Source organism: Roseivivax sp. CAU 1753, assembly GCF_054482575.1.
Genome location: NZ_JBTLRF010000005.1, coordinates 170,227 through 185,108, shown reverse-complemented (window position 1 = coordinate 185,108; position 14,882 = coordinate 170,227). Strand labels below are relative to the sequence as shown.

15 protein-coding genes are annotated in these 14,882 nt (G+C 65.5%); 5 read left to right on the top strand and 10 right to left on the bottom strand.

Going from position 1 to position 14,882, the window contains the following annotated elements:
• Positions 1-14: 14 nt before the first annotated feature.
• From ACXYMN_RS12460 to ACXYMN_RS12450, 3 genes are all read right to left on the bottom strand, one after another.
• Positions 15-251 carry a hypothetical protein gene (locus ACXYMN_RS12460; RefSeq protein ID WP_459014007.1) on the bottom strand — a complete coding sequence of 79 codons (237 nt, stop codon included), beginning with the start codon at positions 249-251 and terminating at the stop codon, positions 15-17.
• A 142-nt stretch (positions 252-393) separates the two neighbouring features.
• A complete protein-coding gene (locus ACXYMN_RS12455) occupies positions 394-1,107 on the bottom strand; it encodes an RES family NAD+ phosphorylase (RefSeq protein ID WP_459014006.1) in 714 nt (237 codons plus the stop codon).
• Complete coding sequence (locus tag ACXYMN_RS12450; protein WP_459014004.1) at positions 1,101-1,514, bottom strand: MbcA/ParS/Xre antitoxin family protein; 414 nt, start codon at positions 1,512-1,514, stop codon at positions 1,101-1,103. The genes ACXYMN_RS12455 and ACXYMN_RS12450 overlap by 7 nt, the downstream gene beginning before the upstream one ends.
• 195 nt (positions 1,515-1,709) lie before the next feature.
• Here ACXYMN_RS12450 and tmpA point away from each other — a divergent pair, with 195 nt between their 5' ends.
• Positions 1,710-2,855: a 2-trimethylaminoethylphosphonate dioxygenase gene (gene tmpA, locus ACXYMN_RS12445; RefSeq protein WP_459014003.1), complete on the top strand. Its 1,146-nt coding sequence runs from the start codon at positions 1,710-1,712 to the stop codon at positions 2,853-2,855.
• A complete protein-coding gene (gene tmpB, locus ACXYMN_RS12440; protein WP_459014002.1) occupies positions 2,852-3,448 on the top strand; it encodes a (R)-1-hydroxy-2-trimethylaminoethylphosphonate oxygenase in 597 nt (198 codons plus the stop codon). Before tmpA ends, tmpB begins: the two co-directional genes overlap by 4 nt.
• Positions 3,449-3,498: 50 nt before the next feature.
• On the opposite strand, the gene ACXYMN_RS12435 is transcribed toward tmpB, so the two are convergent.
• From ACXYMN_RS12435 to ACXYMN_RS12410, 6 genes are all read right to left on the bottom strand, one after another.
• Entirely contained in the window at positions 3,499-3,855 is a 357-nt protein-coding gene (locus ACXYMN_RS12435; protein ID WP_459014001.1) for a chaperone modulator CbpM, read from the bottom strand.
• The gene (locus ACXYMN_RS12430) at positions 3,852-4,790 is read right to left on the bottom strand and encodes a DnaJ C-terminal domain-containing protein (RefSeq protein WP_459014000.1); all 939 of its coding nucleotides are present in this window, start codon (positions 4,788-4,790) and stop codon (positions 3,852-3,854) included. The genes ACXYMN_RS12435 and ACXYMN_RS12430 overlap by 4 nt, the downstream gene beginning before the upstream one ends.
• A gap of 195 nt (positions 4,791-4,985) precedes the next feature.
• The gene (gene yghX, locus ACXYMN_RS12425; RefSeq protein WP_459013999.1) at positions 4,986-5,873 is read right to left on the bottom strand and encodes a YghX family hydrolase; all 888 of its coding nucleotides are present in this window, start codon (positions 5,871-5,873) and stop codon (positions 4,986-4,988) included.
• 214 nt (positions 5,874-6,087) lie between these two features.
• Entirely contained in the window at positions 6,088-7,710 is a 1,623-nt protein-coding gene (locus tag ACXYMN_RS12420) for a thiamine pyrophosphate-binding protein (RefSeq protein WP_459013998.1), read from the bottom strand.
• A 253-nt stretch (positions 7,711-7,963) separates the two neighbouring features.
• On the bottom strand, positions 7,964-8,116 hold the full coding sequence (locus ACXYMN_RS12415) for a DUF3309 family protein (RefSeq protein ID WP_459013997.1): 153 nt from the start codon (positions 8,114-8,116) through the stop codon (positions 7,964-7,966).
• Between the two features lie 24 nt (positions 8,117-8,140).
• Positions 8,141-8,476: a hypothetical protein gene (locus ACXYMN_RS12410; RefSeq protein ID WP_459013996.1), complete on the bottom strand. Its 336-nt coding sequence runs from the start codon at positions 8,474-8,476 to the stop codon at positions 8,141-8,143.
• Positions 8,477-8,550: 74 nt separating this feature from the next.
• Between ACXYMN_RS12410 and ACXYMN_RS12405 the strand changes: the two genes are divergently transcribed.
• The 3 genes from ACXYMN_RS12405 (at position 8,551) to ACXYMN_RS12395 (ending at position 13,874) form a co-directional block, all read left to right on the top strand.
• Positions 8,551-9,402: a PRC-barrel domain-containing protein gene (locus ACXYMN_RS12405; RefSeq protein ID WP_459013995.1), complete on the top strand. Its 852-nt coding sequence runs from the start codon at positions 8,551-8,553 to the stop codon at positions 9,400-9,402.
• An 852-nt stretch (positions 9,403-10,254) separates the two neighbouring features.
• The gene (locus ACXYMN_RS12400; RefSeq protein ID WP_459013994.1) at positions 10,255-12,933 is read left to right on the top strand and encodes a bifunctional acetate--CoA ligase family protein/GNAT family N-acetyltransferase; all 2,679 of its coding nucleotides are present in this window, start codon (positions 10,255-10,257) and stop codon (positions 12,931-12,933) included.
• A 23-nt stretch (positions 12,934-12,956) separates the two neighbouring features.
• A complete protein-coding gene (locus tag ACXYMN_RS12395; protein ID WP_459013993.1) occupies positions 12,957-13,874 on the top strand; it encodes a histone deacetylase family protein in 918 nt (305 codons plus the stop codon).
• Positions 13,875-13,889: 15 nt separating this feature from the next.
• On the opposite strand, the gene iolG is transcribed toward ACXYMN_RS12395, so the two are convergent.
• Positions 13,890-14,879 carry an inositol 2-dehydrogenase gene (gene iolG, locus ACXYMN_RS12390; RefSeq protein WP_459013991.1) on the bottom strand — a complete coding sequence of 330 codons (990 nt, stop codon included), beginning with the start codon at positions 14,877-14,879 and terminating at the stop codon, positions 13,890-13,892.
• Positions 14,880-14,882 lie beyond the last annotated feature (3 nt).

The window sequence follows — 14,882 nt, the reverse complement described above, 5'->3', positions numbered from 1 at the left end:
CGGTGCGGTCGGCCTCAAAGCCCGAGCAATGCCTTCGCCTGCGCCAGCGCATCGACCGAGGCTTGATGATTGCCCGCATCGTGCTCGGCCTCGCCCCTCGCGCGCAGCTGCTTTACCTTGTCCATCTGCGCGTCAGACAGGGTCGCGGTCGCCATTGCGGAATCGATTGCGGCCATATCGGCGGGGCATTGAAAGGCCAGGACCGGCCCGGCAAGGATCGCGAACAGTCCGGCAGTGATCAGCGTTTTCATGGCAGGCACCCCTTGGTTGGACGGCGATTCTACCATTTCCCCGCAACCGCGACGGTCAAGTTTCCGTGCATGATCACCGAAGCGCCCCGCGCCGCCCGGCCCCGCGCCGCCCGGCCCCGGCCCCGGCGCAGCGTCCTCTGGGTCATTCCCCCAGCGAATAGATCCGGCGCGTGGCAATATTGCGCACCCGGCTTACCGCCCGGCCGTCCCAGTAGAATTCATAGTGATCGCCCTGTCTGGGGATCGGCAGAACGTCCGGCCAGAAGACACCGATGCACAGGCCGTCAGGCGCTCTCACGCTGGGGTAGACCACCCCGTCTGAGCCGCCTCGGCGCAGGTCCCGCGCGAGGTCCTGACTTCGCGAATAGTCGTCGGGGTCCAGCGCCCCGGGCACATCCGATACATCGTGCAGGGTCGTATCGACATGGCCGATCAGCACCCGGAACTGCGATGTCCAGCCTGCCTTCTGCGCGGTGCTGGCCATGAACGCCGCATGGTGATGGGCGACTTCGTACAGCGCCACCTCTTCGGCATCCGCCGCGTAGTAGACGCCGTAGCTGCCGTCCGAAAAGCGTCCGGGCCGGTCGGTCGAACAGTGAAAGAACGGTGCCATCAGAAGCGACGCGCCGCAGCCCGCCACCCGCCGGTCAGGCGGCACCAGCGAAAGGTTGCCCACCTGGTCCCAGACCCGCGGGTTGGTCTTGGCCTCTGCGGATGCCAGCGCGTCCCAGTCCGCCGGGTCGGCGATATCCTCGAACAGGTCGATTGGCGGAAAGATCGACCGGATGATGCGGTAGGTCTTCGGCCAGCACACCCGTGCGCGCGGGACGCGTGCGACCACGCTGTCGCTCACCATCCAGAGCGTTCGGCGTCCAGGTAGCGACGCACGCTGTAAAGATCGATGATCTGGCCACCCAGCAAGACATCGAGGGCGCTTTGGCCGCCGAACACGGTGTTCCGCGCCCTGATCCAGCCATAGGCCCGCTGGAGGTCGCGATTAAACAGGTAGCGCGTCGCCTTGTGGATGCCCAGCAGCAGCGACAGGCGGGTTGCCAGATCGCGGTCGATCCGACCGATCGCACCGGTCTTCCAGCGCGCCCAGGTCCGGGCAGGCAGGCCGCCGAGCACCTGCCGCGCCTCTTCGTCCGACAGACCCCATTTCGCGAACAGGTTTACCACTGCCCGCGCCGAGGCCTGGGCCTCCTGCGTGCTCAGTTCCGGGCCATCCGGCGATGGCGGTGTCCGTTCGACTTCGGTCAGCATAACGCGCTCCAAAACTGCTGTTTGGCATATATAGTTTTATTTACGCCAAATGGCAAGGCTGCTGGTTCGACCGCTTCCTGTCGCGGAAGATTGCAACCCGCGATAGCGAAGCCTCGGACAGGCAATTCCCGGTTTGATCTTGCGGCGGAAAATCCCGATGGTGTCTGCCAAGACCAATCCGGCGAGGACCGCACCATGACTGCCGTCACCATCGATCCCTCGGGCGCGTTCCTGACCGTCACGACCGCGACCACGGCGCACCGCTTCCACGCGATCTGGCTGCGCGACAACGCCGCCGATCCCGCGACCCGCGACCCCGGCAACGGTCAGCGACGGATCGCGCTGCGCGACATTCCCCCGGACACGACCATCGGCAGCGCCGACCTCACGGGGGCAACGGTCGCGGTGACATTCCAACCCGAGGGCAAGACCGTGTCCTACGACCTTTCCTGGCTGGCAGCGCATGCCTATGACACCGCGAAGGCGCGCCCGCGCGGCTGGACAGCGCCGGGGATCGCGCTCTGGGACGCCGGATTGGCCAACGACGTCCCGGTGGGCGACTTCAACCAACTCTGCGGCGACCGCGCCGCGCTGCGCCGCTGGCTGGGGGCGGTCAACCGCTACGGCTTTGCCAAGGTGGTGGGCGGACCGGTCGCCGAGGGGGCGTTGTTCCGGATCGTCGATCTCTTCGGCCATGTGCGCGAAACCAATTACGGGCGACATTTCGAGGTCCGGACCGAGGTCAACCCGACCAACCTCGCCTATACCGGCCTTGGCCTGCAGGCCCACACAGACAACCCCTACCGCGATCCGGTGCCGACGGTTCAGGTGCTCTATTGCCTCGAAAGCTCTGCCGCCGGTGGCGCGAACATGGTGGTCGACGGGTTCGCTGCCGCCCGCCGCCTGCGCGACGAGAACGCGGCCTATTTCGACGTCCTCGCCGACCACTGCGCCCGCTTCGAATACGCCGGCGACGCGGGCGTCTGCCTAACCGCGCGCCGCCCCATGATCGAGCTTGCCCCGGATGGCGAATTGATCGCGGTGCGGTTCAACAACCGGTCCATGGCCGCCGTCACGGATGTGCCGTTCGACAGGATGGCCACCTATTACGCCGCCTATCGACGGCTGGGCGAAATCATCGACGATCCGGCGATGGAGGTGACCTTCCGCCTTGCCACCGGTGAGGCGTTCATCGTGGTCAACACCCGCGTGCTGCACGCGCGCAAGGGCTATTCCGGCGACGGCACGCGCTGGCTTCAGGGGTGTTACGCCGACACCGACGGGCTGCGCTCGACCCATGACGCCCTGTGCCGCGCGCGTCTGCCGGAGGCCGCCGCGTGAAACCCGATATCGACGCGCTGACCCCGGACACCGTCGTCGCCTTCATCGGCGACATCTTCGACCGGCGCGGGGGCGAGGAATACCTGGGCGAGCCGGTGAACATGGGCCAGCACATGCTGCAGGGCGCCACCATCGCAGAGCAGAACGGACAGCCGGACGAAATCGTGGTGGGCGCGTTGCTGCACGACATCGGGCATTTCACCAGCGAATTCGGCACCTTCCGTATGGATGACACCGAAGACCGCCACCACGAGGACGCGGGGGCCGCGGTGCTGGAGCGCTTTTTCCCGACCATCATCGTGGATTGCGTACGCTACCACGTGGCCGCCAAACGCTACCTCTGCGCAACCCGGCCAGACTATCTGCGGCGGCTGTCCGAGGCGTCGGTGCATTCGCTCACCCTGCAAGGGGGCCCGATGAGCGCGTCCGAGGTTGCGCAGCTCGAGAGGAACCCGAACCTCGAACAGATCGTCGCGGTGCGTTACCTCGACGACGCGGGCAAGCGTCCGGACATGGTGACGCCGGATTTCTGGCATTTTGCCCCGATGGTCCAGCGGATGGTGGACCGGCATGCGACCGCGAAGACCGCGTAGCACCACCGCCGCAGCGCGCGCCGCCCGTCTTCAAACGTTCCTCGCGGTTTCTAGCGGTCGTCGTCCGGTCCGCCTGCCCGGTCCTGCAGATCGAAGAACTGCGTGACGACCCTTTCGCGGATGTCGTCCGGTTGCGCCTCGAGCGCCTCGGTCAGGACGCGCAACTCGCGGCGCGTCTGGTGCAGCCGGTCGATCAGCGTCAACACGACCGGCAGCGCATCGGTCGGAAGCGACAGGTCTTTCTTGAGATCGCACAGCAGCCGGATGCGGGCGACGTCCACATCGTCGAAGACCGGACCTTTTTCGCTGCGGGCGGGGCGGACCCAGCCTTCACGCACCCAGCTTCTCAGCTCTCTCAGGTTCAGGCGCTCGACGCGCGCGACCACGGTGTATTCATCGAATGTCATGTCTTCCTCCGCAATTGCTTGCGCGGATCGAACTGCGCATGCTCCCGCCACTGCGTCGCCAGTTCCTCCATCCGGGCGTCGATCCGGTCCGGCAGCACGATCCTGAGCCGCACGTACTGGTCCCCGACCGCCCCCTTGGCAGGGGCGATCCCCTTGCCCTTCAACCGCAGCCGGTGCCCGGATGACGCCCCCTTGGGAATCGTCATCGACACCGACCCCGAGATGGTCGGCACCTCGACCTTGGCCCCAAGGACCGCTTCGTCGAAGGTGACCGGAAGCTCGACCTCGATATCGTTGCCCTCGCGCATGAACACCGGGTGCGGGCGCACCGCGATGGTCACCAGCGCGTCGCCCGCAGGGCCGTTGCCGAAGCCGGCCCCACCCTTGCCGCGCAAGCGCAAGGTCTGGCCGTCCTTCAACCCCGCCGGGATCTTGATCTCGAGCCGGTTGCCGTCGGGCAGCGTCACGCTGCGACTGGCCCCCGCCGCGGCCTCGAGGAAATCGACCTCGAGCTGGTAGCGGCTGTCTGGGCCGCGCGCATGCATGGTCTGCTGGAACCCGCCGCCGCGCGCCCCCTGCCTGCCCCGCCCGAACAGTTCGGAGAACAGATCCGACGCGTCCTCGAACCCGCCGGACGGGCCGCCCTGGTCATAGCGCCGCCCCGCATCCTGCCCGGCATACTGGTGATAGAATTGCCGCTCGGCGCGTTCCTGACCGCTGGCGTCGATCTCGCCCGCGTCAAAGCGTTTACGCTGCTCGGGATCGCTGAGCAGGCTGTTGGCCGCAGAGACGGCCTGGAACTCGGCCTGCTTGGACTCGTCGCCGGGATGCAGGTCGGGATGCAGCTTTTTGGCAAGCTTGCGATAGGCTTTCTTGATCTCGTCCTGCGTGGCCGACTTGGTGAGGCCCAGCACCTTGTATGGATCGTCACTCATGCACTTGTCCCCGGATCACAGAAACGGGCAGTCCCCCGAACCGGCACCGGTTGCGCCGATGCCGCAGGTCGCCACGGGCCATATATGGGCCAAGCCCGCCGCCCATACAACGACCCGCGGCCCCGGACATGCCACAGCGCCGGGTTTTTTCCGCATCGGTTCCGACACTTGGTCTGCACGACGCATCGCCGGTTGCTAGACCAGGTACGTCCTGAAATGCGCAATCGTCCGGTCCCAGGACAGCTCTGCCATGGCTTCGTCATAGCGCGGGGTGCTGTCGTTGTGAAAACCGTGATTGGCGCCTTCGTAGATATGGGCCTCGTAGGTCTTGCCGTTGGCCTTGAGGGCTGCCTCGAAGGCGGGCCAGCCGGCGTTCACCCGCTCGTCCAGGGCACCGTAGTGCAACAGCAGCGGCGCCTGGATCTTCGGCACATCCCCGGCGGCGGCCTGCCGCCCGTAATAGGGCACCGCGGCCTTGAGTTCGGGATAGGCCACCGCCGCCGCATTCGCGACGCCGCCGCCATAGCAGAACCCGGTGATACCGACATTGCCGGTCGAGCCTTCATGCGTCATGAGGTACTCGACCGCCGCGAAGAAATCGTTCATCAGCTTTTCGGGATCGACGGATTTTTGCAGATCGCGCCCTTCGGCATCGTTGCCGGGGTATCCGCCGACCGAGGTCAGACCGTCCGGGGCCAGCGCCAAGAACCCGGCCTTGGCAACACGGCGGGCCACGTCCTCGATATAGGGATTGAGACCACGGTTCTCGTGCACCACGACCACCGCTGGCAACTTGCCTTCGACACCCGCCGGGCGGACCATGTAGCCGCGCACCTCGCCATGCCCGTTGGGCGACGGATAGGTGATGTATTCGGCAAGAATGTCAGGGTCGTTGAACGACACCTGCTGGGCCAGCGCATAGTCGGGCGACATCAACCCGAGGAGGGTCGTCGCGGTCATACCCGCCACCGCGAACTTCGCCGCGCCGTCCAGAAACTGGCGCTTGGTGATCATGCCATGGGCGTAAAAATCATAGAGTTCGAGAAGCTTGGGATCGAAGTCCTTCGCGGTCAACCGGGTCATGCGCACGCCTCCTTGACGGGTGATAGGAGTGCAGAGTAGCGCGCGCCGAAAACCTTGCAACACATATGGTTGCGACCGACCGACAAGGTGGAAAATCCGCCGATCGATCGGCCCTGGCGCGCCACTTCTGTCGGCGCGCGAACCGGGGCGGCGGGGCACGGCCCGGGTTTGGCCCGGCCCGCCCCTCTTGCGGCGCGACCGGCGCTGTCACCGGTCAGATGCGCATACGCGGCACCTCGTTCGGATCCAGGCGCAGTTCGATCAGGAACGGACCCTTCCTGCGCCCGAGCGCCTCGAGCGCTGTCTCCAGTTCGTCCTTCGAGCGTACCTCGGCACCGTCCCCGCCGAGCGACCGCGCGATCTCGGCAAAGGAGGGCCAGTTGAACTCGGTCAGGCCTGGGTCCATCTCGCGGTCGATGAACTGGATATGCTCGGCCCCATAGGCGGAATCGTTGGCGACGATGACTATCAGATCGAGCCCGAGCCGCACGGCGGTGTTGAACTCGTTGATGCCGCCCATCATGAAGCCGCCATCGCCGCTGAACAGCACCACCGGGCGGTCGGGCGCGGCAACGCCTGCGCCAATCGCCTCTTGCAGGCCCAGTCCGATGGCCCCGAAATTTACCGTGCCGACAAAGCTTTGCGGGTCCTGCACCGACACGCGGCACCAGACTTCGGTCATGAAGCGCCCGCCATCTGTCACCAGCACGCGGTCCTGCGGCAGGGCTTCGTCCAGCCGTTTCAGCGCGTGCACGTAATTGACGAAACCCTCGGTGCTTTTGTCCGGCCCGGCGGGATGCGTCGTCAGCGTGGCCACGTCCAGTTCGCGGGTGAAGCCGCTGGACGGCACCTCTGCCTCATCCAGCCAGTAGAGGATGGTTTCGGCGGTCAGGCCCGCATCGGCGACAAGTGCCGCGTCCGGGTGCAGCCCGCCGCCGATCGCTTCGGGCCGGACATCGATCTGGACGATCCGCTTGTCCTTCATCAACTTGCCACGGTCGGTGGTGAAATCGTGCAGCGCAGTACCGAAGCAGACGATGCAATCGGATTTCGCGATCAGGTCATAGGCCGCGGGCGTCGACAACGTGCCGAAGATATCGATGTTGAAGGGGTGATCGCGGAACAGCCCCTTGGCCTTCAGCGTCGTGGCAAGCGGTGCCTCTAGTCGGTCCGCAAGCCGGATCAACCGGTCCCGCGCCCGGACCGCACCGCCCCCCGCGAGGATCAGCGGGCGGCGCGCCGACGCGATCATGCCGATGGCGTTGTCCAGGATGTCCCCCTGCGCCACGCCACCCGGTGCGGTGAACACGTCCAGCACGTGACCTTCGTCGTTCGATTCCTGCCACATGAAATCGGCGGGCATGTTCAGAACGATGGGGCGGCGTTCGACCTGCGCGCGGTAGAACGCCCGCGCGACGTCCTTGCCGACCGTCGCGGGCGACCGCAGCTGCTCGAACCCGGCACCGGTCACCTTGACCAGTTCGCGCTGGTCGATGCTTTGCAGATGGCGCGGATTGTCCACCGGCGTATCCCCGGCCAGCACGACCAGCGGCACATGGCCCCGCGCCGCTTCGGTCAGTGCGGTCATTGCATTTGTCAGGGCGGGCCCGTGGGTCACCGTGGCGACACCGACTTTGCCCGACACATGCGCATAGGCCACCGCCATCAGGACCGAACTGCCCTCATGCGCCGCGGGCACAAAGCGCCTGCCGAAATCCCGAACGAAGCTGTCCACCATGAAGAGATTGGCGTCGCCCATCAGTCCGAACATGGTTTCGACCCCGTGTTCATGGGTCGCGCGTGCGATGGATTGATAGACGTACGGCTTGCTGCTCATCGGTCGGACCCCTTCTGCCTGATGCACCAGACATAGCAGACACCCCATGCGCGGACTCCGCAATCTGGTCTTTTTTGGCGCGCTGCATGCGGCGAACGAAGACGATTTGCGCCGACCATGCGGGTATCGCGCATGTGCGCACGACACCGGTCCGCGCGCAGGCTGCTCTTCGACACCCAAGGCGTCAGAACGAAAAATCGCCCGCCTGTGATGCGACAGGCGGACGACATGCGTCAGAAATGATGGATTGGGGTCAGATACTGCCGGTCAATGCCAGTATGATCACGATGATCAAAATGAGGCCCAGACCCCCGGACGGCAGATAGCCCCACGACCTGCTGTGACCCCAGGTGGGCAACGCGCCGATCAAAAGCAGAACGAGGATGATGACAAGGATCGTGCTCATGGCGATGGTTCCTTATTGCCAGGGTTATTCGGACTTCGGCAGTTCGATCGATACATCGACGTTCTTGTCGGCCACCGGCGCTTCTCCGCCGAAGAAGAAGTAGCCGCCAATCGCCACGATCACGACCAGCGCGCCGATCAAGAACCAGCTCCCGCCGCCGCCGCCACCGGTTGTCACGACTGTTGTTTCTTTCGTTGTCCCATTATCGGCCATTGTCAGCTCCATTACGTGAATTGTTGCTGTCAAACGCCCCGATCCCCCATTGGTTCCAAGATGTCGCGCACAATTTTCCACCGTTAAGTTGCGCGTATAGGAAGCCCTGCCCATTTCCAGAAAAAATTCGCAAGCGATCCGGAACAAGTTGTCGCGCCATCTGTTCATTCAACGAAGCACTGCACAAGCCGGTGCCGTAATCCACACAGAGGAGTCTGACAATGAAACGCTTTCTTGCAACTGCCGCCACTTCGCTCGTCCTTGGCACATCCGCATATGCCGAAGCGCACACTTCGGCATTCTCGGACATGACTTTCGACCAGGCGTCCAATCTTTATGCATCCGAGCTGATCGGGATGCGCGTCTATGCCACCGAAGCCGAGATCGAGAACGAGATCGAAGCCGATGGCGAAACCGAATGGGACGACATTGGCGAGATCAATGACATCATCCTCACCCGCGATGGCCAGGTCTCTTCCGTGATCGTTGGTGTCGGCGGTTTCCTGTCGATCGGCGAAAAGGACGTCGCCGTTGACATGTCGCAGATCAAGTTCGTCGCCGAAGAGGGCGAGTCAGACGATTTCTTCCTTGTCATCAGCGCCAATGCTGCCGGTGTGGAAGAAGCCCCTGCCTTTGAGCGCGGCATGGACGACCACGCCGACATGACCGACGAAGACAAGGCCGCAATGGCCGATGGCGACAACACCGCAATGGCGGATACCGACACCACGATGTCGGACGACCGCATGATGCTGACCGCCCCGTCGGTCGAGCGTGACGGCTACCAGAACGTCAAGGTCGAGGACCTGAACACCGAAGACCTGACCGGTGCCCGCGTCTACGGCTCTGACGACGAAGATGTCGGCGAAATCAGCGAGTTGCTTCTGACCGACGATGGCAAGCTCGACCGTGCCGTCATCGATGTCGGCGGCTTCCTGGGCATGGGCGAACGTCCCGTCGCCGTGACCATGGAAGAGCTGCAGATCATGCGGACCGACGATGGCGACGACGTTCGCGTCTACATCGAAAGCACCGAGGACGCGCTCAAGCAACTGCCTGAGTACGACGGCTAACTAAACCAACTGCGATGGGCCGGATCAATTCCGGCCCATTGCCTTACATGGCACGGCACAATAGGGGCTGCATTCCTGATCCCGAGGAATTTTAATTTCTTCGGATAATTCTTTTGTATTCGACGTTCTATTCTATCCGGTTGGTCGTTATTCGCTATATTCGACCGTTCCGAAAGCGGCAGGCGACCTCAACGACGATCTTGACCGGTGGCGTCTGATACCTATGGCCTTTCACCATTCTCGCGTATTGTTTTGAAATATAGGTGTCGCCAACCTCAGGCGATTAAAGTCGTCTCTCTTTCTACGGCGTTGATTTGCTCCGCCAGCCATATCCGGACGGCTATTTCCTTTCCCTTCGAAAGCTACAAACCAACCGCCAGGCGGTAAACTGGCACGCCCAAATTCTCTCGATCCGCGTGTCCGATGCCGCACGTCCGCGCAGGTACGAATAATTCTGCTCTATATTCCCAGAGATCGCTTGAAAGCCGCGCTTTGGCCGGCAATCGCCCGCCTAATGGCCCGCGGCCCGGGCGCGCAAGAAATTGCCCCCTGGTGCGCCCCATCATCAGATCATACAACTCGACGTCTGCCTTTCACCCGAACCGGTAACCGGGCATACGGGGCCGGACGCGTTGCACCGGCGCGCACCACGGCTATCGTCCCTGCCCCCGACGCCGCATGCGGTGGTCCGTTGCGGTCATGTCCCGTGGCTGGGATCGGCGGTATTTGACTTCGGTCAAGGAAGCCCCGTGGCCATGGCGGTAAGCAGCGTCTAGGTCGGGCCAGCGCGGCAGGCGTGCGGACCAGTCGCGGCGTATAGCGCTTTCATCCACGTCCTCAGGAGACGACAGCATGGGTCCGAACCCACTCCAACCCCTTTTCGATCCGAAATCCATCGCCGTCTTCGGCGCAAGCGACCGTGTCGGCAGCGTTGGGGGCAAGGTGTTCTCAAACCTTCTGGCCGGCGGTTTCGAGGGGCCGATCCACCCGATCAACGCCAAGTATGACAGCGTCGCGGGGCGCCCGTGCTTCGCGTCCCTTGCCGAGGTCGGGCAGCAGGTCGATCTGGCGGTGATCGCCACCCCGGCGAGCACTTTGCCGCAGATCATTCGCGATTGCGGCGCTGCCGGGACCCGCAATGCGATCATCCTGTCGGCGGGCTTCGGCGAACAGGGCGCGGACGGGCGTGCCCGCGAGGCGGCGCTTGTCGATGCCGCGCGCGCGGCAGGCGTGCGGTTTCTCGGGCCGAACTGCGTCGGGATGGTGCGCCCCTGGGTCGGGATGGACGCGACCTTTCTGAATTCCGCGCCCCCAAAGGGCCGCATCGCGCTGGTGTCGCAATCGGGCGCGCTCTGTTCGGCGATCTCGGACTGGGCGGGGCCGAACCACCTGGGGTTCTCGGCGCTGGTGTCGATGGGGAATTCCGCGAATATCGGGTTCGGAGACACGCTGCGCTATCTGGCCGAGGACCGGCACACGGACGCGATCCTGCTTTATGTCGAGGGCGTGCGCGACGCGCGCGGCTTCATCAGTTCGGCGCGCCACGCCGCCGCGACGAAGCCGGTGATCGTGCTCAAGGCCGGACGCCATGCGCAAAGCTCGAAGGCGGCGCACACGCATACCGGTGCGCTGATGGGGTCGGACGCGATGTTCGATGCCGCGCTCGAGCGGACCGGCGCGGTCCGGGTGGATACCTTCGGGCAACTGTTCGCCGCCGCCGAGATTCTGGCCCCCAATCGCCGCACCGCGGGCAACCGGCTGGGCATCGTCACCAACGGGGGCGGTGCGGGGGTGCTGGCCGCCGACAGGGTGGGCGATCTGGGCATCGCCCTGCCGCAGCCGGGCGCGGCAACGCTTGCGGAACTCGACGCGCTGCTGCCGCCGTTCTGGTCGCATGGCAACCCGGTCGACATTCTGGGCGATGCCACCCCCGACGCCTACCGGGTCGCGGTAAAGGCGATGCTGGCCGAGCCGTCGACGGATGGCGTGCTGGTCATGCTGACCCCGCAGGCCGTGACCAATGCGACCGAGGCCGCGCAGGCTGTGCTTGATGCGGCGCAGGGATCGAAGAAACCGATCCTGACCTGCTGGATGGGCGAATCGTCGGTGACCGAGGCGCGCCACCTGCTCAGCGCCGCCGGCATCCCCGACTTCACCACGCCCGAGCGCGCCGTCGAGGCGTTCTCGTTCCTCGCCCAGCACCGGCGCAACCGGACCCTCGCGCTTGAGACGCCTGGGCCCCTGTCGGGTGCGCGACCGCCAGATATCGACGGCGCGCGGACGATCCTTGCGACCGCCCTGTCCGACGGGCGCGAGATGCTGTCCGATATCGAGTCCAAGGCGGTGCTGACGGCCTTCCACATCCCGGTCACCGCCACGCGCGCGGCAGCGACCGCCGCCGAGGCGCAGGCCGTCGCCGATACGCTGGGCTATCCGGTCGCGGTCAAGATCGCGTCGCCGCAGATCAGCCACAAGTCGGACGTGAACGGCGTGCGCATGAACATCCAGTCCGCAGAGGCGGTCCGGGCGGCCTTCGACGCGGTCACCGCCGCTGCCCGCGCGGCGCGGCCCGACGCCACCATTTCAGGCGTCACGGTCGAGGCGATGGCCGATCTCGAACATGCGCGCGAGCTGGTGGTCGGCGCGGTCAAAGACCCGGTCTTCGGCCCCGGCATCCTGTTCGGCGCGGGCGGCACCATGGTCGAGATCCTGCGCGACAGCGCCACCGCCCTGCCGCCGCTGACCACCATTCTGGCAAACCGGCTGATCGACCGCACCCGGGTCGCGCGCCTGCTCGACACCTTCCGCGATCAGCCCGCGGTCGACCGGGACGCGGTGGTCAAGGTGCTGATGCGGCTGTCCGACATGGTCTGCGAATTGCCCGAGATCGCCGAGCTGGACATCAATCCGCTGTTTGCCACGCCGCACGGCGTCATCGCCGTCGACGCCCGCATCCGCGTGGCTCCGCGTCCCGCGTCCGCGCAGGACTATGATCACATGGCGATCCTGCCCTATCCGCGCCACCTCGTGCAGCGGGGCACCCTTGCCAATGGCGACGCCGTGACCATCCGCCCGATCCGCCCCGAAGACGCGGAAAGCGAACAGACCTTCATCCGCGAGCTGTCGCCCGAGTCGCGGAAATTCCGCTTCATGGGCACGATGAAAGAGCTGAGCGCCGAAATGCTCGTGCAGTTCACCCAGATCGACTACGCGCGCGAAATGGCGCTGATCGCCGAACTGGGCGAAGGGGCGGATGCGCGTCAGGGTGCGGTGGCCCGCTACGTCATCAATCCCGACGCGCACAGCTGTGAATTCGCCGTCGTCGTCTCTGACAGGATGCAGGGCAAGGGGCTGGGCACGCGGATCATGACCGCGCTGATGGACGCCGCCCGCCTGCACGGGCTCGACACGATCGAAGGCACGGTCCTGCGCCAGAACGGGCCGATGCTGCAGCTGATGCAGGACCTCGGCTTTTCCATCACCCCCTCGCCCGGCGATCCCGATCTGGTGGCCGTGTCGCGCAGGCTCTAGCTTCAACCGGAAAGACCCCTCTCATGCTGACCATAATCTCGCACCCCGATTGCCAGGACCATGACGCCGGGCCGCTGCACCCCGAAACCGCCGAGCGACTGGACGCCATCAACAACCAGATCATCATGTCGGGTCTGGATTTCGTGGTGCACCGCGACGAGGCGCCGCTGGTTACCCGCGCCGCGCTTGAGCGGGTGCATGACGCCGACTACCTCGACCGCGTCTTCGCCATGGCCCCGAAGACCGGCAGCGTCGAGATCGACGGCGACACGGTGATGTCGCCGGGCACACTCAACGCGGCGCGGCGGGCGGCGGGTGCGGGCGTGCTGGCCGTCGATCTGGTGATGTCCGGCAAGGCCGCGCCGGTGTTCTGCGCGATCCGCCCGCCCGGACACCACGCCGAACGCGACAAGGCCATGGGCTTTTGCCTGTTCAACAATATCGCGGTGGCCGCGGCCCACGCGCTCGAGGTGCATGGCCTGTCCCGCGTCGCGATCATCGATTTCGACGTGCATCACGGCAACGGCACCGAGCACATCTTCGCAAACGACCCGCGCGTGCTGTTCTGCTCCAGCTTCCAGCACCCGTTCTACCCGTTTTCCGGCCACGCTTCGGACACCGAGAACCTGGTCGATGTGCCGCTGAAGGGCGGCACCACCGGGCCGGAGTTTCGCGCCGCGGTTGCCGAACACTGGTTTCCCGCGCTGGACCGGTTCGAGCCCGAGTTCCTGTTCATCTCGGCGGGCTTCGATGCGCATTTCCAGGACGACATGTCGACCATCGACCTGACCGAGGCGGATTACGGCTGGCTGTCCACCGAACTGCTCAGGATCGCCCGGCGGCATTGCGACGGGCGCATCGTGTCGATCCTCGAGGGCGGCTACGAACTGGGACCGCTGGGGCGCAGCGTGGTGGCCCATCTCAAGCCGTTCCTCGACTGACGGCGGCGCGATGCGTCAGTCCAGGCGGTGGACCGTGCCGTCCTGGCAGGACCGGGTGGCGGCATCGGCCAGGCGCTGCGCTGCGACGCCATCCTCGATGCCAGGCGCGGGCGACCTGCCCGCCGCGACCGCCGTCACGAAGGCGGTCATCTCGGCCAGGTAGGCGGCCCGGTAGCGTTCCAGGAAGAACAGCTGATTGACCGCGGTCGCGAACCCGTCGGGCCCGGCGCGTGTCACCAGATGCTCGGGCATGTTCGCGGCCTGCAACATGCCCGCCGATCCGTGCACCTCGACGCGCTGGTCATAGCCATAGGTGGCGCGGCGCGAATTGTTGATCTGGCACAGCTTGCCCGACGCGGTGCGCAGGGTGACGACGGCGGTATCGACATCGCCCTCGGCCCCGATGGCCGGGTCCACCAGACAGGACCCCACGGCGAAGACCTCGACCGGCTCCTCGCCCAGCAGAAACCGTGCCATGTCGAAATCGTGGATCATCATGTCGCGGAACAGGCCGCCCGATTGCGCGATGTAGCTGGCGGGCGGCGGCGCGGGATCGCGCGAGGTGATGACCACCAGTTCGGCGGCACCGATGGCCCCCGCGTCCAGTTGCGCCTTGAGATGCGCGAATTGCGGATCAAATCGGCGATTGAAGGCGGTCAGGAACGGCACCCCCGCTGCCTTCACCGCGTCCCGGCACTCGGCGGCACGCTCAGCCGACAGGTCGATGGGCTTTTCGCAGAAAATCGCCTTGCCGGCCCGGGCCAGCGCATGGATCTGGTCGAAATGCAGGCTGGTCGGCGTGGCGATGATGACGGCGTCGATGTCGGTGGCGGAAATGATGTCCCCGGCGGCGCGCGCCTCGGCGCCGCTGCGCGCGGCCAGCGCCTCTGCCGCCTCCGGCAGGGCATCGGCAACCGCGACCAGCCGTGCGCCATCGACCGACGCAATGCTCGTGGCGTGGACCTGCCCGATCCGGCCACATCCCAGAAGTCCAAACGCGATCATCCT